9 protein-coding genes are annotated in these 21335 nt (G+C 65.8%); 7 read left to right on the top strand and 2 right to left on the bottom strand.

The genetic code is table 11. The features are described from left to right. Positions 1-24: 24 nt before the first annotated feature. A complete protein-coding gene (locus AC1RRC_RS32335) occupies positions 25-13104 on the bottom strand; it encodes an amino acid adenylation domain-containing protein (protein ID WP_493059979.1) in 13080 nt (4359 codons plus the stop codon). A 128-nt stretch (positions 13105-13232) separates the two neighbouring features. Next, positions 13233-13460 carry an MbtH family protein gene (locus AC1RRC_RS32330; protein WP_493059977.1) on the bottom strand — a complete coding sequence of 76 codons (228 nt, stop codon included), beginning with the start codon at positions 13458-13460 and terminating at the stop codon, positions 13233-13235. 217 nt (positions 13461-13677) lie between these two features. Here AC1RRC_RS32330 and AC1RRC_RS32325 point away from each other — a divergent pair, with 217 nt between their 5' ends. The 7 genes from AC1RRC_RS32325 to cuyB all read left to right on the top strand — a co-directional run bounded on the left by AC1RRC_RS32325 (position 13678) and on the right by cuyB (position 21299). After that, the gene (locus tag AC1RRC_RS32325; RefSeq protein WP_493059975.1) at positions 13678-14814 is read left to right on the top strand and encodes an efflux RND transporter periplasmic adaptor subunit; all 1137 of its coding nucleotides are present in this window, start codon (positions 13678-13680) and stop codon (positions 14812-14814) included. Further along, entirely contained in the window at positions 14811-15479 is a 669-nt protein-coding gene (locus tag AC1RRC_RS32320; RefSeq protein ID WP_493059973.1) for an ABC transporter ATP-binding protein, read from the top strand. The genes AC1RRC_RS32325 and AC1RRC_RS32320 overlap by 4 nt, the downstream gene beginning before the upstream one ends. After that, a complete protein-coding gene (locus AC1RRC_RS32315) occupies positions 15476-16744 on the top strand; it encodes an ABC transporter permease (RefSeq protein ID WP_493059972.1) in 1269 nt (422 codons plus the stop codon). Before AC1RRC_RS32320 ends, AC1RRC_RS32315 begins: the two co-directional genes overlap by 4 nt. Then, positions 16737-18107: a TolC family protein gene (locus AC1RRC_RS32310; protein WP_493059971.1), complete on the top strand. Its 1371-nt coding sequence runs from the start codon at positions 16737-16739 to the stop codon at positions 18105-18107. Before AC1RRC_RS32315 ends, AC1RRC_RS32310 begins: the two co-directional genes overlap by 8 nt. 72 nt (positions 18108-18179) lie before the next feature. After that, positions 18180-19280 (top strand): glycosyltransferase, encoded by a 1101-nt coding sequence (locus AC1RRC_RS32305; RefSeq protein WP_493059968.1) that lies wholly within the window; start codon positions 18180-18182, stop codon positions 19278-19280. A 57-nt stretch (positions 19281-19337) separates the two neighbouring features. Then, on the top strand, positions 19338-20519 hold the full coding sequence (locus tag AC1RRC_RS32300) for a serine hydrolase domain-containing protein (protein WP_493059966.1): 1182 nt from the start codon (positions 19338-19340) through the stop codon (positions 20517-20519). Positions 20520-20540: 21 nt separating this feature from the next. Then, positions 20541-21299: a cysteate racemase gene (cuyB, locus tag AC1RRC_RS32295; RefSeq protein WP_493059965.1), complete on the top strand. Its 759-nt coding sequence runs from the start codon at positions 20541-20543 to the stop codon at positions 21297-21299. Positions 21300-21335 lie beyond the last annotated feature (36 nt).

Genomic DNA, 21335 nt, shown 5'->3' with positions numbered 1-21335 from the left:
ATTTTGTTCTGCCAATGTCTAACGTCAAAATTCGATCTCTTCCAGGCCGCCGTTCCCCGTTACGGCGGGCTCGTGCAGCAGCTTCAGCAAATTGCCGACACGCTCGGCCAGTTCAGCCACCGTGGCGGTTTCGAACAGCGCCCGCACCGGCAGGTTGACGCCGAACTCCTTGCGGATGCGCGACGTCATCTGCGTGGCCAGCAACGAATGGCCGCCAAGGGCGAAGAAATTGTCATGGATGCCCACCTTGCCGAGCTGCAGTAGGTCCGCACAAATGGCCGCCAGGGTTTCTTCCGTCGCGTCGCGCGGCGCGGCATAGCCGGCATCGCTGCGCAGGTTGTCCGGCGCCGGCAATGCGTTGCGGTCGATCTTGCCGTTCGGGGTCAGCGGGAAACGCGGCAGCACCACATAGTGGCGCGGCACCATGTACTCGGGCAGCGTCAACGCCAGCGCGGCGCGCCAGGCGCCGATGGTGTCCTCCGATGTCCCTTGCGCGCCGTGCGGCACCACGTAGGCGACCAGCCGCCTGTTGCCGGCAGCCTCTTCGCGGACCAGCACCAGCGCTTCGCGCACGCCGGGCTGGGCGCACAGCGCCGCCTCGATCTCGCCTAACTCGATCCGGAAACCGTGCAACTTGACTTGGTTGTCGATCCGCCCTAGGTATTCGATGTTGCCGTCGGTGGTGAAGCGCGCGAGGTCGCCTGTGCGGTACATGCGCGCACCGCCCGCCGCGAACGGATCAGGGACGAAGCGCTCGGCGGTCAGGTCCGGGCGGCCCAGGTAGCCGCGCGACAGGCCGTCACCGGCAATGCAGAGTTCTCCCGCAACCCCGGCCGGAACCGGCTCGAAATCCCCGTCCACAATATAGATGCGGGTGTTGGCGATCGGACGGCCGACCAGCGGCCGTCCCGCCTGCGGCGTGATGCAATGAAGCGCCGACCAGATCGTGGTTTCCGTGGGGCCGTACAGGTTCCAGATGGCCTGGGTCTGTTCCAGCAGTGCCGCCGCAAGGCTGTGCGGCAGCGCTTCGCCGCCGCACAGTACCTTCAGCCCCGCCAGCCGTACCGGCTGCCCCGCATCGACCAGCATGCGCCAGGTCGACGGGGTCGCCTGCATGACGGTGACGCCGTGCGTCTCGATCAGGGCCGCCAGCCGCAAGGGGTCGGCGGCCTGTTCGCGACTGGTCAGCACGGTCCGCGCGCCGCAGGCCAGCGGCAGGAACAATTCCAGTGCCGCGATGTCAAACGACGGCGACGTCACGTTCAGCAGTACGTCCGTCGCGCCCATGCCCGGCGCTTCCGCCATGCTGTGCAGGAAGTTCACCACGGCCGCGTGGCCCACAGCCACTCCTTTTGGGCGCCCGGTGGAGCCGGACGTATAGATGACATACGCCAGGTGATCCGACCGCGCCAGCGGCGCCGGATTGCCGCTGTCGCGGTCCGCCCACGCCGCCCCGTCGTCCAGGCACAGCGTGGCCATGCCCACCTGCGGCAAGGCCGCCAGCAAGTGCGACTGCGTCAGCAGCACCGCCGGCCTGGCGTCGTCCAGCATATAAGCCAGGCGCTGCGCCGGGTAGGCAGGGTCCAGCGGCAGGTAGGCGCCGCCAGCCTTCAGCACGGCCAACAGGCCCACCACCATCGCCAGCGAACGCTCGGCGTACATTCCCACCAGCACATCCGGTCCCACGCCCAGCTCGCGCAGGCGGTGCGCCAGCCGGTTGGCCCGCGTGTTGAGCGCCGCGTAGGTCAGTTCGCCGCCGTCAGCCGCCAGTGCCACCCGCTGCCCGGCGCGTTCCGCCTGGGCTTCAAACAGTGCATGGACCATGCGCGGCCCCCCATGCTGCCGGGACGTGGCATTCCACTCCACCAGCAGGCGTTCCCGCCCGGCGGCGGGCAGGATGTCGACGCGTTCGAGGGCGGTGCCGGGCGCCTGCTCCAGCGCGTCGACCAGCCGCTCCAGCGTGGTGTGCAGGTAGTCGCACAAAGCGCCTGCCTGCGCCGCGTCCACCACCTGCGCCACCAGTTCAAACCCGGCGCCGAAATCATCGACCGACATCGCGACAGGATAGTTGGTCCGCTCGTCCTCGCTCAGCACGCTTACCCCGTCCCAACCCGTGGTGGCGCTGCCGCCGGGGGTGTGGCGGTAGTTTAGCAGCGCTGAAAACAGCGGCACGCCCGGCGCCACGGCGCAGCAGCGTTGTGCAAGCGCCAGCGGGGCCTGCTCGTGCGCGAACAGTTCACTGAGCAAGGCATGGGTGGCGCGCAGGCAGTCCGCCACGCCTTCCGCGCCGATCGTGATACGTATCGGCAGGGTATTGGTGAACAGGCCCAACATGCGGTCGCCGCCCGCTCTCCCCTGCATCCGTCCCAGCAGGACGGTGCCGAACACCACATCGTGCTGGTTCGACACCTTGGCCAGTACCCGGGCCCAGGCAAGATGCATCAGGCTGGCGGCGCTGGCATGGTGGCGGCGTGCCTGCTCGCGGATCCGGCCCGCCAGCAGCGGGTCGATGGTGCGACGCACCTCCGTGACCGCCGAGCCGTCGCCCTGGACATCAAGCAGGCCGAACGGCGCGGTGGAACTGTCCACGCCGGCCAGCATTCTGCTGAAGAACGCCTGGTGCTCCGCGTCCCGCATGCCACGGCGCACCTGGGCCACGAAATTGCGGAACGGCAGCGCCTGCGGCAGTTGCCGGGCGTGGCCGTCCAGGATCACGCGGATTTCCTCCATCAGTAACTCCAGCGCCGCATGATCGCAGACCAGGTGATGCACCAGGACCTGCAGCAGCCAGCGCCCCTGGGCCTGGTCGAAGACGGCGAAGCCACGCATCAGCGGTGCGGAACGGATGTCCAGGCGGTAAAGCCCGGACGCGTGGCGGTCGCGCAGCAGCCCGGCCAGGTCGTCCTGTCCGGCGTCGGCTGTGATTTCCTCCAGCGCCATCGGCGCATGCCGGCATACCACCTGCACGGGCGCCGCCAGGCCCTCCCACAGCACCGCCGTGCGCAGGATGTCGTGCCGCCCGATGACCACCTGCAGCGCCGCGACGAAGGCATCGAGGCGTTCGCGCGTGTCCAGCGCCAGCACCGTGCCCATCACGTAGGCGTCGCTCTCCTGGCTGACCAGGTGGTGGAACCAGATGCCTTCCTGCAGCGGCGTCAATGGATAGATGTCCTGTATATTCGGCGCGCCGCCCGGAACTGCCTGGACAATGTGCGCCACTTCATTCGCCGTGAGCGGCGCCAGGGTCAGCATCTCGGGAGAAAGCGACTGGCTGCCGTCGGGAATGCCGTTCGGCGGCACGTCGGCCTCCCGCAGTCCGCCGTCCACGGCCAGCGCCAGCGCCGCCACTGTCGGGGCGGCATACAGCTGACGGGCATCGGCCTGCATGCCTTCGGCCCGGATGCGCTCGATGAGCCGGACCGCCAGCAAGGACTGGCCGCCAAGCGCGAAGAAATTGTCGTGCACGCCGATCCCGTCCTGTCCGAGCACCTCTGCCCAGATGCGGGCCAGCGTTGCCTCGCTCTGGCTGCGCGGGGAAACGTACCCGCCTTCGGCAGGCGCCACGACGGGTGCGGGCAAGGCCTTACGGTCAATCTTGCCATTGGGGCTCAATGGATACTGCGCCAGGCTGATGACGTGCTCCGGGACCATGTATTCCGGCAACGTCCGGGCCAGCGTCAGGCGCAGCTCCTCCATGTCGGGCGCGCTGTCCTGCGCCAGCACATACCCCACCAGCCGCTTTTCGCCAGGCACGTCCTCGCGCGCCAGCACCAGCGCGTCGCGCACGCCGGCCTGCGCCTTCAGCGCCGCTTCCACTTCCCCCAGCTCGATCCGCAAGCCCCGGATCTTCACCTGGTCATCCATGCGCCCAAGGTATTCGATCGCCCCGCACGGCAAATACCGCACCAGGTCACCGGTCTTGTACATGCGGCTGCCGGCCGCGCCAAACGGATTCGGGATGAACCGCTCGGCCGTCAACCCGCCGCGCCCCAGGTATCCCCGCGCCAGACCGATCCCGGCAATGTGCAACTCCCCGGTCACGCCCACCGGCACCGGCTGCAATTGCCGGTCCAGCACGTAGAGCTGCATGTTGGCGATCGGCTGGCCGATCGGCACACTGGCCGATGGCGTGTCCGTTCCGCACCGCCAGTGGCTGACATCGACCGACGCCTCCGTCGGCCCGTACAAATTATGCAATTCCACGCCTGGCAACTGCGCCAGGAAACGTTGCTGCAGCTCAGGCGGTAACACCTGTCCGCTGCACACCACGCGCCGCAACGGCGCGCAGCGGTGCAGCTCCGCCGTTGCCAGGAACACTTCCAGCATGGGCGGTACAAAGTGCACTGTCGTGACCCCTTGCGTTTCGATCAGTCGCGCCAGGTACGTCACGTCCTGGTGCCCCCCAGGCTTGGCCACCACCAGGGTCGCCCCCGTCGTCAGCGGCCAGAAAAACTCCCATACCGACACGTCGAAGCTGAACGGCGTCTTCTGCAGCACGCGCTCGCCCGCCTGCAAACCATACTGTTCCTGCATCCATTGCAGTCGGTTGACAATGCCCGCCTGTGGAATCCCCGCGCCCTTGGGGCGTCCGGTCGAGCCCGAGGTGTAAATCACGTAGGCCAGGTGTTCCGGCCGCGCCAGTGGCGCCGGGTTGCCGCCGTCGCGGTCCGCCCACGCCGCCTCGTCGTCCAGGCACAGCGTGGTCCGGCCCGCCGACGGCAAGGCCGCCAGCAGATGCGACTGCGTCAGCAGCACCGCCGGTTTGGCGTCCTCCAGCATGTAGGCCAAGCGCTGTGCCGGGTAGCCCGGATCCAGCGGCAGGTAAGCACCGCCGGCCTTCAGCACGCCCAGTAGGCTCACCACCATTTCCAGCGAACGCTCGGCGCAAATCCCCACCAACACATCCGGTCCCACGCCCAGTTCGCGCAGGCGGTGCGCCAGCCGGTTGGCCCGGGTGTTGAGCGCCGCGTAGGTCAGCTCGCTGCCCTCAAACACCAGCGCCACCTGCTGTCCCGCGCGTTCCACCTGCGCTTCGAACCATGCCTGGATGGTCCGCGGTCCCCCATACTGCCGGGACGTGGCATTCCACTCCACCAGCATACGCTGCCGCTCCTGTTCGCCCAGCACCGCCAGCGCGCCGATCGGGCGTTCCGGATCTGCCATGACCTCATCCAGCAGCCGTTCGAAATGCCCGGCCATCCTCTCGATCGTCGCAGCGTCGAACAGGTCGGTACTGTATTGGAACTTCACGGCCAGTTGCCCCGGCAACTGCGTGATGTCGATCGACAGGTCGTCCAGCCCGTAGCTCATCGGGCTTTCCGCCAACGCCGTCTCCAGACCGCCGAAACCGGGCATGTCCAGTGCGCGGTCCAGGTTGAAGATGACGGGCGCCAGCAGCCTGCGGTGCAGGTCATGGTGCTGGCCAAGCTTGCGCGTCAGCAGCGTAAACGGATAATCCGCATGGAGATAGGCCGCCACCAGGGACGTTTTCATCTCGGCGAGATAATCGGAAAAACGGGTTTCCGCCCGGGGCCGGCAGCGAACCGGCACCACGTTCAGGGTGCAGCCCACCAGGTGGGTTGCGTCAGGCCGTCCAACCGCGACAGGAATGCCGATGACCAGGTCGTCCTGCTGGGTCAGCCGCTGCAACAGCACCGAAGTGGCTGCCATCAGTGTCATGAACAGCGTGCAACCGTACTGATGGCCCAATTGCAGCAATTGCTGGTAGCGGGCGTCGCCGATCGTGAGGTGCCTGCGCGCCGCGCGCAGTGACGATTGGCGGTGCAGCGGACGGTCGGTCGGCAGCGCCAGCGGCGCGGGCAGCTCGGCAAACCTGGCCATCCAGTACGCCTCGTCCTGGCGGAACTGCTCGCTGTCCAGATACGCCAGACGTTGTGCCACGTAGTCCGGCAACGGTTCGGCGGCCGGCAGCGCCGGCGGCGCATTCCTGCACAGTGCGCTGTACATATCCGCCAGTTCACTGACCAGTAAGGCATCGGAAATCCCGTCGCTGACGACGTGATGCACAGTGAGCGACAGCAGGTACCGCTGCTCGCCCTCGTGCAACAGGGCGGCCCGCAGCAATGGCCCGCGCTCGAGGTCGAACGGACGCTGGCTGTCGTCGGCCAGCCAGCGCCGGACCTCGGCCGCCGGGTCGCCGGAATGCGCGCACGACACCACCGGTAGGTCGACGTCCAGCCCGGGCAGAATCCGCTGCCGTTCGCCGCCGGCATCGATCACGGTGCGCAACGCGTCATGGCGCTTGACGACCTGCTGCAAGGCGCTTTGCAACAGCGTCGCGTTGACCGGTCCGGTCAACCGCAAGCCGACATGGGTGTGGTAGGCCAGCGAGGATTCGGCATTGAGCCGGCACTCGAGCCAGATGCCTTGTTGGGCCGGCGTCAGTGCCAGGCCGTGTTCACGGGCCTTGCCGCCCGGCGGAGGCGGCGGCAGGAAGCCGCCGTCCCGCAGGTCTTGCACGCTGGCTTCAAAAGCGTTGTAAATCAAGTCGAGGTCGGCATCGCTGTGGGCGGTGGAAAGGAACATGTTGCGTCCTTCCCATACGTACAGGCCGTGTGCGACCAGGTGGTAACAGAAGAGATCGAGATTGCCCGTGGTGTTCAGCCGGAACAGGGAGCCGCACTGCACCAGGTGCATGGACAGCTGCTCGCGCGCGAACAGCGCGTTGATGCGGCCGACCAGGGCGGTGGTACGCTGTGTCAGCCGTTCCTGCAACGCAGGTCCTTCCTGCTTCATCATGCCGAGCACGGCGCGCGCCGCCGCCATCGTCAGCGGATGCTTGCTGAACGTGCCGGCAAAGAAGGTCGCAGCGACGGAAGCGCGTCCATCCGCGCTGTTGCGGCGTCCGCCGTCGACCGCATCGAGGTAGCGGGCCTGTCCCGCCACCATGCCCAGCGGCATGCCGCCGCCGGCCGCCTTGCCATAGGTAGCGATGTCCGCGCTGACGCCGAAGATGGCTTGCGCGCCGCCCGGATGCAGACGGAAGCCGGTGATCATCTCGTCGAAAATCAGAGTGATGCCCAGTTCACTGGTCAGCGCGCGCAACTGTTGCAGGAACTCGCGCGGCTGCAGCTCTGGGTGGCGTCCCTGCACGGGTTCGACCAGCACCGCCGCCAGTTCATGCCCATGACGGCGGATGATGTCGAGCGATTCCGCCTCGCCATATTCCAGCACCAGCGCATGCTGTTCAATCCCCGGCGTCAATCCCGGCATCAGCGGCGCGGCAGCGCCATCGCCGCCTTGTTCAATGTCCACGCCCACCAGCGATCCATCCGACCAGCCATGGTAAGACCCGTTAAACATGACAAACTTGCCGCGGCCGGTCGCGGTGCGCGCAAGGCGCAGCGCCAGGATCACCGCTTCCGTTCCTGAGTTACAGAATGCTACCCGTTCCATGCCGGTCAATTCATGCACCAGTTGGGCGACTTCACCGGCGAGTGGCGACTGCGGACCAATCTGCATGCCCAACTGCATCTGGCGCTGCAGCGCCTGCTGGATGAAATCGGGACCGTGGCCGAACAAATGCACGCCAAAGCCCATCGTCAGGTCGACGTATTCGTTGCCGTCAACGTCCTGGATGCGGGAACCCTCGGCGCGTTCCGAGACGATCGGGTAGAACAGTTCATGCAGCGTGAGCGGCAGCACCGGGTCGCTGGCGGAGAAGCGGAAGCCCGCCTGCGCCCGGTAGTCGGCGTGTACCGGCTTGTGCCGGACCGTCAACTCCTTCGAGTTCCGGGTGCGCGCGGCAAAGCGCTGCACGAACTGCCGGAGATATGCCGCCTGCCGCGGTGTCAATTGCGCATACGGATCGAATTGCGCCGGCCTGGATACGGCTTTGTTGCGCTCAGCGACTCGCGCCACCGGCGCGTGGCCATCCTGCTTCAAGGCATCGAGCTGCTGCAACAGCACCTGGGTGGTCTGACGCGTCAACTGCGCCAGCCCCTCGATCTGCTGCACAATGATGCGTTCGAGCGGCGAGGCCGCCGCATGTTGGGCGGGGACAGAGGACGGGACGACGCCCGCATCGCCTGGTCCGGGAGCGGCTGTGGCGGTCGCTGTGGCGGATGGCGCCGGCGACGCAACGCCGGTCTGCGAGCCGATGAATGCGGCCAGTGCGGAAATCGTCGTCAATTCCTCGAACAGCTGGCGGATCGTGACAGTGATCCCGAACTGCTTCTTGATCCTGCCGATGGCCTGGACCAGGATCAGCGAATCGGCCCCCAGTTCCAGCAGCGGCGTCTGCGCACTGATTTTGCCAGGGTCGATGCGTAACAGTTCGGCCACGATGGCACAGATCTCGCGCTCCACGGCGGCGATGGACGGCACCGGCTCCATCGATGGCGGCGGCGCATCCAGCTCCCGCACGCCGGTTGAAACGGCGGCAGGAGCGGCTTCGATCCAATGCCGCTCGCGTTCGAACGGGTAGGTCGGCAGGTGCACCCGGCGCCGTGCCTGGCCGGCATAGACCGCCGTCCAGTCGATGTCCTGCCCCGTCAGCCACAGCTGGCCGAGCGTGGCCAGGTATTGCGCCAGCTGCGAAGCGCCGGCCGGTTCCGCGCCCGGCGATGGCAACGTCGACCAGCGGCGGCCGGTGGCGTTGGCGTACTGCCGGGCCAACGTGGCAAGCGCCCGGCCCGGTCCCACTTCCAGCAGCACCGCCTGGTCGGTGCCGCTGCGTTCCGCCAGGGTATCCAGGCCTTGCGCGAAGCGGACCGGCTCGCGCAAATGGCGCACCCAGTAGGCCGGGGAAGTCGCTTCGCTTTCTGTAATCCAGGTGCCGGTGAGGTTGGACAGGAAGCCGAATGTTGGCGCGCGCAGCGTGAAGCCGGCCACGATCCGGGCGAATGGATCGAGCGCCGGGTCCATCATGTGCGAATGGAAGGCGTGCGACGTGGCCAGGCGGCGGTGCGGTACGCCCTCCCCGCTCAGTGTCTGCTCCAGGGCCAGCACGGCCTCTTGCGCACCGGACACGACGCAGCGCTGGCGGCCGTTGACAGCCGCCAGCGCAATGCCGTGGTCCAGGTAACGTGCGACCTGCGCCTCGCCCAGGCTGACGCTCAGCATCACGCCGCCGGGAAGCTGCTGCATCAGTGCGCCGCGCGCCGCGACCAGGGCCAGGGCATCGTCCAGTGAGAACACGCCGGCCAGGCATGCCGCCACGTATTCGCCCAAACTGTGTCCGATCATGGCCGCGGGCTGGATTCCGCAACGCATCCACAGCTGCGCCAGCGCGTATTCCACGATGAACAGCGCAAGCTGGGCATGCCGGGTTTGCTGAAGCAGCGCGGCGGATAGTCCCTCGTCGGCCTCGGCCAGCCCCAGCAGGTGGTGCATGTCAATGCCACTCTGGCACTGTACGATCGCCGCGCATTGATCGACGGTTTCCCGGAACAGCGGCAAATGCTGGTACAGCTCCCGTGCCATGCCCGGCTCCTGCGCCCCTTGGCCGGGAAACAGGAAGTACACCGGCGGTACCCGCGCAGGCATCTGCGCCGCCAGGAAGCGGCCCGGCGCACGCGTGGCCAGCAGGTGCGCGGCGGCGTCGCTGGCGTCGGCACCGCCGCAGACCAGCATGCCGCGCCATGCAAACGCGTTGCGCCCGGTTTGGTGCGTGTAGGCAATGTCGGCCAGACTGACGCCGGCGCACGCTTTGATGCCGGCTGCCAGCCTGTCTGCGGACGCGTCCAATGCCGCTTCGGTTTTCGCCGACAAGGACAGCAGCTGCCATGGCCAGCCGGCGTCCGTCGGCGCTGCTTGCGGCGCCTGTTGCAACACGGCGTGCGCCAGCGCGCCGCCGAATCCGAACGAGCTGACGCCGGCGCGCCGCGGCCTCGCGTGAAGCCAGGGCTGCAGGCGGGTCGGGATGGCCAGCGGCATGCCCTCCAGCGGGCAATGCGGGGTTGGCGTACGGTAGTGCAGGTTCGCCGGCACCGCCGCATGCTGCACGGCGAGCGAAGCCTTGATCAGGCCGGCGATGCCGGCCGCAGCCTCCAGGTGTCCGATGTTGGTCTTGACCGTGCCGATGTAGCAGTGCTGGCCGTCGGCGCGGCCGGGCAGCAGGACATCCGTCAAGGCACGCAATTCGATCGGGTCGCCCAGCGCGGTTCCGGTGCCATGCGCTTCCAGGTAGCCGATGCTGGCCGCCGGTACGCCGGCATCGTCGAGCGCACGGCGCACCACGTCTGCCTGGGCGGCGCCATTGGGCGCGGTCAGACCGTTGCTGCGACCATCCTGTCCGATGGCGGAACCACGGATAACGGAGCGGATCGGGTCGCCATCGCGCAGCGCGTCCGACAACCGCTTGAGCGCCACGATTCCGCAGCCTTCGCCACGTACGTAACCGTCGGCGGCAGCGTCGAAGGACTTGCACAGGCCATCCGGGGACAGCATGCCGGCACCGGCGAACGCAATGCCAAGGTTGGGTGACAGGATGAGATTGACCCCGCCCGCGAGCGCCAGCGCTGATTCACCGCAGCGCAGGCTCTGGCAAGCCAGGTGTACCGCCACCAGCGAGGACGAGCACGCGGTGTCGACGGCGACACTGGGCCCGTGCAGGTCCAGCAGGTAAGACAGTCGGTTGGCCGCGATGCTGGCGGCGCTGCCCGCAGCGCCATACAGCGTCGGCCCTTGCGCGGCGGCCTGCAGGGCTTCGTAGTCGTGGGTGGAGATGCCGACAAATACGCCGGTGTGGGTGCCCGCGATGCGGGCCGCCGCGATGCCGGCGTCTTCCAGCGCTTCCCAAGCGACTTCCAGCACCAGGCGCTGTTGCGGATCGACGCTGGCCGCTTCCAGCGGAGAAATACCGAAGAACTGCGCGTCGAACTGGTCGACCTGGTCAAGAAAGCCCGCCATGTTGACATGGGGCGCGCCGTGTTCTGAGCGCATGAAGGTCTGTGCCGCCACGCGTGCGGGCGCGGGGGCGCCGGTCGCCGTTGCGCCCTGCTGCAGCAGCTTCCAGAACGAGTCGATATCGTTGGCGCCAGGGAACCGGCAACTCATGCCGATGATGGCGATCGGTTCATCAGCGCCCGCCTGCGGCGCCGCAGGCGCCCCCGCGTGCGCCGGCACGGCCGGTTCGCCGGACAGGAACCGCGCCAGCTGTGCGATCGACGGGTGCTCCCAGAAGACAGTCGGGGCAATGGCGCATTGCAGTGCGTCCGACAGCTCCCCCGCCAGTTGTACGGCCGCGATCGAATCGAGCCCGTAGGCGGCAAACGGCTGCGCAGGGTCGATCACCGCCGGTGAAAGTCCGAGCCGCTGCGCGAGCTTGTCGCCCAGCAGGGCCGCCAGCGCGCCGGCGCCACGGCCGGCCGGCGCTGGCGCATGGGATGGGGCCACGCCGGCAGGCGGCCGCAGCGGCCGGTCCCAGCGGGCCAGGACTGGCAACTCGCCGCGCCCGAACATCGCCTTGCACAGCTGGCGCTGCACCTTGCCGCTGGACGTGCGGGGAATCTGGCCCGCTTTGACCAGGACGATGGTGTCCGGCGGCAGGCCGGCCTGTTCCGCGATCGCATTGGCGATCGTGCCAAACAGCATTTCGTCAGCAGCCTGCCGGAAATCCATTTCCTGGACCACCACCAGCCGTTCTCCCTGTCCGTCCATCGCGCCGAAGGCGATGGCCCCGTCGGTCCGCAGGCTGCCGTGTGACGTGAACGAGGCATTCTCGACATCCTGCGGGTAAATATTCCGGCCGTTGACGATGATTAAGTCTTTCAGCCGTCCGCATATGTACAGCTCGCCTTCGTGCAGGAAACCAAGGTCGCCGGTCCGCAGGTACGGTCCGTCGCCGTCCCCTGCGATATGGGCGAGGAAGACCGACTGCGTCGCTTCCGGACGGTTCCAGTACCCTTGGGCGACACATGGCCCCTGCACCCACAATTCCCCGACACGGTTGTCGGCGCAGCGCTGCAAGGTGTCCGGGTCGACCATGGCAACCCGGTAGTGCGGCAGAATCCTGCCGACACTAACCAGCGGCACCGTATCGTCCCCGTCGGCGCCCGGTTCGATGCATTGCCGTTGTAACGCAGCCTTTGAAACATGCAGGTGGGTTGCCAGCCGGCCGGGCTGCGTCCCTTGCACGGCCGATACCAGCAGCGTGGATTCCGCCAGCCCGTAACCCGGCACAATCGATTGCGGCAGCAAGCCGCAGTCTGCGAAGGTGTCGCGCAAGTTGCGCAGGGTTTCCAGCCTAACCGGCTCGGCGCCGTTGGAAACGATGCGCCAGCTGCCCAGGTCCAGGGTCGCCTTTTGCTCCGGCGTCACCGAACGCACGCACAGGTCGTAGGCGAAGTTGGGTGCACAGGCGATGGTGCCGCGATATTCACTGATGGCCTTCAGCCACCGGTACGGCGTGAGCAGGAACGATGCGGGGCGCATCAGGATGCAGCGATGGCCCGCATATAGGGGATAGAGTATGGCACCGATCAGGCCGAAGTCGTGATATGGGGGCAGCCACGAGACGGTCACGTCCGATTCCCGCATCCCGATGGCGCCGCCGATGAGCGCCAGGTTGTGCAGCAAATTGCCATGGCTGACCATGACCCCTTTTGGGTTGCCGGTGGAGCCCGACGTGTATTGCAGGAACGCGAGCGTGTCGCCGGCAATGCCGGGATCGCGCCATTGCCCCGGCTGCGGCGGCAGCGCATCGAGCACATACCAATCGGTGATGGAAAGCCGGGGTGCGCGGTCGCGCAGTTTTTCAATCCGCTGCAAGTCCGCGCCGGCCGTGATGGCCGCATGCGCGCCCGCGTCGTCGACGATGGCCTGCAAGCGCGCCAGGTGCCGGGCGCTGGTGGGCGGATAGGCCGGTACCGGAATGGCCCCCGCGTACAGGCACCCGAAGAAGGCGCTGATGTAGTCCATCCCCGGCTGAAGCAGCAGCAGGACCGGCTGCGACCGCGGGTTCCGGCCGCCCTGCAAATGCGCTGCGACACATCTTGCTTTGGCGTCGAGTTCGCTGTAGGTCACCTTTTCAGGCACCCCTTCACCGTCCGGCAGGAAGACGTATGCGGTCTCCTGCGGCGCCTGTGCGGCGCGATAACTCAGCAGATCGAGCAGATCTTTAAATTCGGGAACGTTGGACATAACCAGACCTAACTATTGAATCAACCACTGGGGGAATATGGTGCTGACGGACGGCCCGCGATACCGTGCCCGGACGTCAAATACCCCGGGCAAACGCCCGGGGCCGCATGGATACCATCAGCAATCCGTTAATGGGAAAAAGGGGAAGACGGCGCGCCTTCCATGCCCTGTCGTAGGCTCAGCGGACGCATGTCGACCCACACCGCCTCGATGTGGGCCAGGCACTCCGCCCTGGAACCCTGCACGCCCGCTTCGCGCCAGCCAGCAGGCAGGCTGTGCCCCGCCGGCCATATCGAATACTGCCCTTCGTCGTTCACAACCCCGCAATAATCTGGGCTGCCCGCCTCGTCCGCCATGACATTTCCTTGATTAAATAAACACATACTGATATCTCACAATGTTTTCCATTCTACAACATTGTCATAATTTCGTGTACAATGCGGCTATTATTTAAATATCGTATCAGCGAAAATTCTGCGACTATCATTCTGCAATTGACTGCCTGCGCAAGACAAACCGTGCCGAATCTCCGCACCAGGCGAATTCATTGCCCATTTACAAACAAGGGAAATCATGAAGAAGTTCTGGCTGCGCGCCACGCTGGCGGCTGCCGCGCTGGGTGCTGCCGCTGCATTATTGGGCACCTTGGCGCCCCACCACCCGCTTCCCGAGTTGGCCACGGTCGAGGTCGACACCGGCCCCGTCACGTCCTACATCCGGGCCACGGGCAGGGTCGGCAGCACGCACGATGTACGGCTCGGTGTGACCGCCGGGGGACGGGTCCAGGCCGTCACCGTGCTGGTCGGCAGCGTCGTGGTGCAAGGGCAAGAACTGTTGCGGCTCGACAGCCGCGACACCGAATTGCGGCTGTCCGCCGATGAAACGGCGGTACGCGAGGCCGAGGCCGGCATCGCGCACCAGGAACGCGCCCTAGCGGGCCTGCGCGCCGACCATGCGGCAGGCGCCGTGTCACGCGAACAGGTGCTGCGCGCCGAGGAAAACCTGGCGCTGGCACGCATCCAGCGGCAGAAGGCCGCGGCCGGCGCCGCTCATACGCGGGCGCAATTGCAGCAGTCGGCGCTGCGCTCTCCGATCGCCGGCGTGGTAACCGATGTCAGCGTGCAGCCTGGCGAAGTGGCGGTATCGGGCCAGCCCGTCATCACCGTGTCGGACACCGCCAACCAGCAGATCATTGCGCGGATGGAGCAGGACGACGCCCAGGATTTGCGCGTGGACATGCCGGTGCGTGTATCGCTTCCCGGTGCGCCGGAACAGCTGGCGGAGGAACGCATCGTGCGTATCGAACCCGCGGTGCGGAAGGAAGGCAACACCGGCTACACGGCGGTCTGGGTCAGCCTCACCTCGCCGAAGCTGCGGCTGCGTCCCAACCAGCAAGTCGAAGTGCGGGTCCCGGTAGGCTCGCAGGCGCCGGTACCGCGCCTGCCTCTGGAGGCGCTGTCCACCGACAAGAATAAAACCGCCGTCTGGACACTGGACAGCCAGGGCGCCTTGCGTCCGGTACCGGTCACGACCGGCGCGACGGGGGACCGGTTCGTGGAAATCCAGACCGGGGTGGTACCGGGACAGGTCGTGGTGCTGGCTGGCGGCCGCCAGCTCAGGGAGGGCGAACGCGCCCGGGTGGCGCAAGCGCCGGCAACGAAAACGCCCGCCGTCAATACCGTGGCGGCGCGCACGGCAGGCGCTCCATGATCCGCTTGACCGAGGCGTGCAAACGCTACCGAAGTGGCGCCAACGACATCGAAATCCTGCGCAACGTATCGGTGGAGATTTCCGAAGGCGAATTTGTCGCGATCATGGGTCCGTCCGGCTCCGGCAAATCGACGCTGATGAACGTGCTGGGCTGCCTGGATACGCTGGACAGCGGCGCATACGAGCTCGAGGGAAACCGGATCGACCAGCTCGACTCGCGCGCGCTTGCCGGCCTGCGCAACCGCAAGTTCGGCTTTGTATTCCAGCTGTTCAACCTGGTGCCGCGCCTGGACGCGCTACGCAACGTCGAGCTGCCGATGGTCTACGGCTGCATACCGCCGGCCGAACGGCGGCGGCGCGCCATGGCCTCGCTCGAGCGCGTGGGGCTGGCCGACCGCTACGATCACGTGCCGTCGCGCCTGTCCGGTGGCCAGCAGCAGCGGGTAGCCATCGCCCGCGCGGTGACGAACGATCCCGACATCATCATTGCGGACGAACCGACCGGCAGCCTCGACTCCCATTCCAGCGAAGAGATCATGAAGCTCTTCGGCGAACTGCACCGGCAGGGCAAGACCATCCTGATGGTCACGCACGAGGATGACGTGGCGGCCCATGCTCAGCGCATAATCCGGCTGCGTGACGGCCGTATCAGCGAGGCCGCATGACGACCGGACCGATCAATCCCCAACGCTGGCAGCTGTGCCTGGATATTGGCCTGCAGGCCTGGTACAGCCTGGGCGACCGCAAGTTCCGCACGGCGCTGAGCGTCTGCGGTATTGCGATCGGCATCGCCGCAGTCACCCTGATCGACGTGGTCACGCATGGCGGACGGCAAATGATTTTCTCCGAGCTGCAGACGTTCGGCCTGCGTTCGGTATGGATTTCGCGCGACCAGAAGCTGGTGACGCCGCACCAGGAGCAGCGCAGCGGGACCGGCATCGACAACGCCGACTACGAAGCCCTGCGTAACTCGAGCTGCTGCACGGCGTTCACGCGTATCAGTCCGATGGTGCTGGACCCGCAGGGCGCCGGCCATGCCGCGCGGGTCGGACGGCACTACAGCCAGGTGCAACTCGAGGGCGTGAATGAACACTACACCGCCATTAACAACGACCATGTGGTCCTGGGTCGCCCTCTCACGCCGCTCGACGTCAACCGTGCGAGACCGGTCGCGATCATCGGGGCCAAGGTCCGTGATGAACTGTTCGGCCCGGCAGTAGATCCGATCGGCCGCGAGTTGCGCCTGGACAACCGCACGTTCGAGGTGATCGGCGTACTTGCCAACAAGGACCGGTCGTTGCTGACCAGCATAGGCTCCGGCCAGGATGCCAATGGGCGGGTCCTGGTGCCCTATACCCGCATGCAGGCTATGCTCGACAACGACCAGATCAACGTGCTGCAGGGCCAGGTCCGCGATGGCGTGTCGGCCGCCGTGGCCGCGCAGATGGCCGCCGACTTCATCAAGCGCCGGCACCGCGGCGCTTACGCTTACCGGACTGACACCATGGAGCAATACACGCACACAGCCGACAACATTCTCGACGGCGTCGCCATCATCGGCATCGTTGCCGCTTCGGTCTCTTTATTCGTCGCCGGCCTTGGAATCCTTAACATCATGAGCACTGCGGTATTGGAACGCACGCGTGAAATCGGCGTGCGCAAAGCAATGGGCGGCAGCGAGCGCGACATCCTGCTGCAATTCCTGATTGAAGCCGGCTTTATCAGCCTGTTCGGCGGCGTGCTGGGGCTGCTGCTGGGCGCCGGCGCCAGCGCGGCCATCGCCGGGATTGCCAACGTTCCACTGGAACCGGGCATGCTGTTCAACGGCGTGTCACTGCTGGTGGCCATAGGCGTGGGCCTTGCGGCCGGCCTGTATCCGGCCTATCGCGCGGCGCACCTGCGCCCGGTGGAGGCGCTGCGTTATGAATAAGATGGTAACCAGGCGCCTTGCCGGCGCGGTATTGGCGACCCTGTGCACGGCGGGCGCCGCCGCCGACCGCCCCGCCCAGGGAAAAACCTTTACACAGGCCTATGAAGCAGCCACGTCGGCGCGCCTGTCGGTGCGTATCGCGACGGCGGAAGTGGATATGGCGGCGGCCCGCGTGGCGCAGGCCCGGGCGCAATTCTATCCAACACTGGATTTGTCCTATAACGCCGACCGGATCGAAAACCACGACACCTTCACCGGCGTCAATGCGTCGGTGGAGATTCCACAGCTGAACACGACGTCAAAGGTGGCGGTGACGCAGACCGTGCCGCGCTACCAGAATGCCGCCACGCTCAGCGCCCGCTACCAGCTGTACACCGGTGGCCGCTTGCAAGCACAATTGGCGCAGGATGAACTGACCCTGCAGGCGGCGCACCTGGCGCGCCAAGTGGCGCTGCAACAGGTGGCGCTCGACGTATCGTCCGCCTACTTCAAGCTGCGCCGCGCATGTATGCAGGTGTCGTCCGCCACGCGGCAGCTGCGGCGAGCCCAGGCGGCCGCCGAGGTCGCCGGTCAGCGCCTGCGCGACGGCCGCATCGCGCCCATCGAAGAGCGCGTGGCACTGCTGAACGTGGCGGAAAAGCAGTCCGCATGGCGCTCGCGGCAGGAAGACCTTGAGCTGGCCAATGCCGGCTACCGGGAGTCCACCCAGAACATGATCCCAGACGAAGCGGCGACGGAACAGCGCTGCGCCTTCGCCGGTCCGGTCGAGGCCGACCTGGAGCAGGTGCGCCAGCTGAGCAACCAGACGCTGGACAACCAGTATGAAACGCTGAAGGTGGCGGCGGCGCGCGAACGCATCGCGCTCAATCGCGCGGCACTGGGACCCCAGGTCACCTTATACAGCAACTATTCCGGCATTGGCCGCAGCGACACGTCGATGCGCGACAGCCTGTCGAACTTCTCCTACCGCCAGTTCAACCTGGGCGTGCAAGTGTCGATCAACTTGTTCGACCACGGATTGGCGTCGCGGCGGGTTTCCGAAGCCGAGGCCGAATACCGCAAGCAAACACTGCATGCGGACTTGGCCGCGGCGGAACGCGAGCAGCAAAAGCGGCGCCGCGAACTGAACGCCCGCGCGGCCGACACCCGCATCGACCTGCTGCGCTCACGGCTGGAACTGGCCACCGCCCAGGCGGAGATGACGCGCCAGCAATGGAAGGCGAACACGATCAGCAGCGGCGCCATGGAAGAACGGATTGAACAGGAACTCGACGCACGCGACGAGTTGCACGCCGCGCAACTCGATGCCGTGCTGGCCCAACTGGCCGTTTTATTCCCGACCCGAACCGTCAAGGAGCCGTGATATGCCTGTTCCTGCCGGCGCCCGGGGGGCCATACCGAATCCAAACTGCTCTATTTCAGGGAGATAGCACTCATGTCGTCCAAACCTTCTATCAACATCGTCTTTCAAACCGACGACGGACACGCATGGATGACCGGCATTGCCATGCATTCGTTGATCACGGCTTTTGCGCAGTCGCGCAACAACGAGGTCTACCGGTTGAGGATTTCCTTCATTTCGCATGGACTCAATCCGGCCAGCCGCGCGCTGCTGGAACGCGCCAGCGCCTCCGACACGGTGGAAGTCGAAACGGAAATCATCGACTGCCCGCTGACAGCCACCGACCCGGATCAACGGCGGCTCGAGCTGTTCACGCTCAGGGTCCGGTTTGCACAGATTCTCTCCCACCTTGACCGTGCGCTGTTCCTTGATTCCGACATCCTGGTGGTGGATGACATTGCCAAGCTGTGGGAGACCGACTTGCGCGGCAACTGGCTGGGCGCCGCGGCCTGCCTGGTTCCATCCGATGATGTCTGCCTGCGCAACTACAACAACGAATTCACGATCCAGTTCAGCGCAGCGAACGAACCCATCAACGGCGGCGTGCTGTTGCTGGACTTGAAGCAGATGCGTGAACGCGATGTCCCCACCGCGCTGGCCGACTGGCTGCACCGGCATCGCGCCACCATCTACAACCCGGACCAGGAAGCGATCTCCATCCATTGCGCCGGCCATTACACTGCCTTGCCGCCGGAATGGAACTTCCGGCTGTTCGCGGAGCCATACTGGACTTCGTCGTGGCGCGCGTTCCGGCAATACGCCACGCTCAAACCATCGATCGTTCACATGCAAAACCCGCTGCGGCCGAACGTCTTCAAAGGCAACCTGCCCCACTTCGCCGAATGGATCGCCTGCCATGACCACGTCACCCAAACCAAGCTGACCAGTGCCCGGCGGATGGACTACTTCATCTTCGTGTACTTTGAGTTCTATTTCATCATGACCTTGTTGGCGAACACGATCGCCTCGTACCGCTGGCGCGCCTTCCTGACTGGTGTCGTCCTGAGCCCTTACGCGGTGCTGCAATATGCGCGCTACGCGCTGGCGCCGGAACGCTATCGCTTCCGCATATGGAACCTGCTGGCGGACACCGCGCCGCCGCCGCTCGCCAAGGCCGCGCCGCTGGCGCCCTGAGCACGCCGGCCCACGATTGCACTCCACGTAAATTTCGACCAGAAAGCTGCTGAAACCATGTTCCGAGCAATATCCTCCATTTCGCTTTCCTCATTGCGGGGCGTCAGGACCTGTCTTTGGTTCGCCACCGCCCTGGCGTGCGCCGGCTGCGTCGCCGTGCCGGAGCGCGACACCGCGCTGGCATTGCCGGGCGCCGCGCCGCAACAGGCCGCGCTGCATGCCCGCGTGCAGCACCTGCTCGACCGGTACGGCGTCTGCGATGTCGCCGTGGCCGTGGTCCGGAACCGCGAACTGCAGGCCGTCGATGCCGCCCATGGCTGCAACTGGCCGATCGCGTCGCCGAACGACAGCGTGTTCGAAGCGGCGTCCCTCAGCAAGCCCGTGTTCGCCTACGCCGTCTTGAAACTGGTGCAGCAAGGAAAAATGGACTTGGATGCGCCGGTGCTCAAATACCTTCCCCAAGGTTACGCGCACCGCCATTTCGCCCACCTTGCCGAGTCCCCGGTCGACCAGGTCGCCGATCCGAAGCTGCGTGACGTGACGGTCCGCATGGCACTCAATCATACGTCCGGCTTGCCGAACTGGTCCGACGGTCCGCTGGCCTTCGCTGGCAAGCCGGGGAGCAAGTGGCAATACTCCGGCGAAGGCTACGTCTTGCTGCAACGCGCCGTGGAAGCAGTCACGGGCGAAAAACTCGGTGACTACATGCAGCGCACCGTGTTTGCGCCATTGGGCATGACGCACAGTGCCTATACGCGCAAAGCGGAATTAGAAAAATTCATCGTGCCTGGAACAACCTTTTATGGCGATGTCCTGACGCCCTTCCCGTTTCGCGAAGCCGTGGCGGCCTTCTCGCTCTATACCAGCGCCGGCGACTATGGGCGATTCCTGGCGGCCCTGTTGAAGGACGAACGCACCCTGCAGCAGATCGTCGAGTCGCCGATACCGGTCAGCGCCAAGCTGGACCTGAGCTGGGGACAGGGATGGGGCCTGGAGGGGAACCGCGGCGATGTGTTTCTTTGGCATTGGGGAAACAACGCCGGCTACAAGGCGTTTGTCATGGCCTCTCCTCGCACGGGCGATGGTTTCGTCATGTTTACCAACAGCGACAAGGGACAGTCGCTGGCGGAGCCGCTCGGCGCGGATGTCTTTCCCGGTCCGCACCAGGTGTACCGCTTTTCCCTGCTGCGTGACGGCCTTGACAGCCTGCTGTGCGACACGCTCGACATCTGCCCTTGAGACACAAGGAAGTTTGACGTCATGACTTACCCAAATATCGGTATCCTCGGAGGGATGGGGCCTGTGGCCGGACTTTACTTCGCGCAAAAACTGATCTCCCTGAACACCAATGCGCGCAAGGATGCGGACCATGTGCCGTTCATCCTGTATTCCAACCCCCAGATTCCCAGTCGCGTCGATTCGTACCTGAATCAAACCACGACCCCCGTTCCGCTGCTCACCGAATCGCTGCAAAAACTGGCATCGTTGGGCGCGGATTATGGCGTGATCGTGTGTAACACCGCGCACATCCATTTTGATGAAATTGCCGGCAAGGTGCGTCTGCCACTGATCAACATGGTCGACAACGTGGCCCGGCATGCCAGCGCGATAGGTCTGAAAGGGCAGAAGATCGGTCTTCTTGCCACCACGGCAACGGTGAAGTCAGGCCTGTACCAGCGCTATTTTTACGGGACAGGGATTGAGGTTGTCGTGCCGTCCGATGACGAGCAGGCGCTGGTTTCGTCGGCCATCTTCTGCGCCGAGTCCGGCATCAAGGCCACCGGCCTGACCCCGGCCGATGCGCCCCGTGAAATGCTGGCCGGCGTGGCCCATGGCCTGCGCAAAAGAACAGGCATCCAGCACCTGATCCTTGGCTGCACCGAACTGTCATTCGCGATCCCTTCCCCCACCTGGGAAAACTTCCAGATCATTGATCCGGTGACCGTACTGGCGCAAACCTGCCTGGCGCTCACGGCCGCCAACGCGCCCCGGCTGCATGAAATCACACGATATGCATGAGCCGTGCCCCGGCGGCCCTCCTTTGTCCAGATTTCA

It is taken from the genome of Pseudoduganella sp. GW821-FHT12E03, from assembly GCF_058807115.1.
The sequence above is the reverse complement of the archived record's forward strand: the minus strand, read 5'-3'. Positions and strand labels throughout refer to the sequence as shown.

Bases quoted from the DNA above. Each gene is read 5' to 3' on its own strand.
- AC1RRC_RS32330 (WP_493059977.1), bottom strand. From the start codon at position 13,460: ATGGCGGACGAGGCGGGCAGCCCAGATTATTGCGGGGTTGTGAACGAC.
- AC1RRC_RS32315 (WP_493059972.1), top strand. From the start codon at position 15,476: ATGACGACCGGACCGATCAATCCCCAACGCTGGCAGCTGTGCCTGGAT.
- AC1RRC_RS32310 (WP_493059971.1), top strand. From the start codon at position 16,737: ATGAATAAGATGGTAACCAGGCGCCTTGCCGGCGCGGTATTGGCGACC.
- AC1RRC_RS32335 (WP_493059979.1), bottom strand. From the start codon at position 13,104: ATGTCCAACGTTCCCGAATTTAAAGATCTGCTCGATCTGCTGAGTTAT.
- cuyB (WP_493059965.1), top strand. From the start codon at position 20,541: ATGACTTACCCAAATATCGGTATCCTCGGAGGGATGGGGCCTGTGGCC.
- AC1RRC_RS32325 (WP_493059975.1), top strand. From the start codon at position 13,678: ATGAAGAAGTTCTGGCTGCGCGCCACGCTGGCGGCTGCCGCGCTGGGT.
- AC1RRC_RS32300 (WP_493059966.1), top strand. From the start codon at position 19,338: ATGTTCCGAGCAATATCCTCCATTTCGCTTTCCTCATTGCGGGGCGTC.
- AC1RRC_RS32305 (WP_493059968.1), top strand. From the start codon at position 18,180: ATGTCGTCCAAACCTTCTATCAACATCGTCTTTCAAACCGACGACGGA.
- AC1RRC_RS32320 (WP_493059973.1), top strand. From the start codon at position 14,811: ATGATCCGCTTGACCGAGGCGTGCAAACGCTACCGAAGTGGCGCCAAC.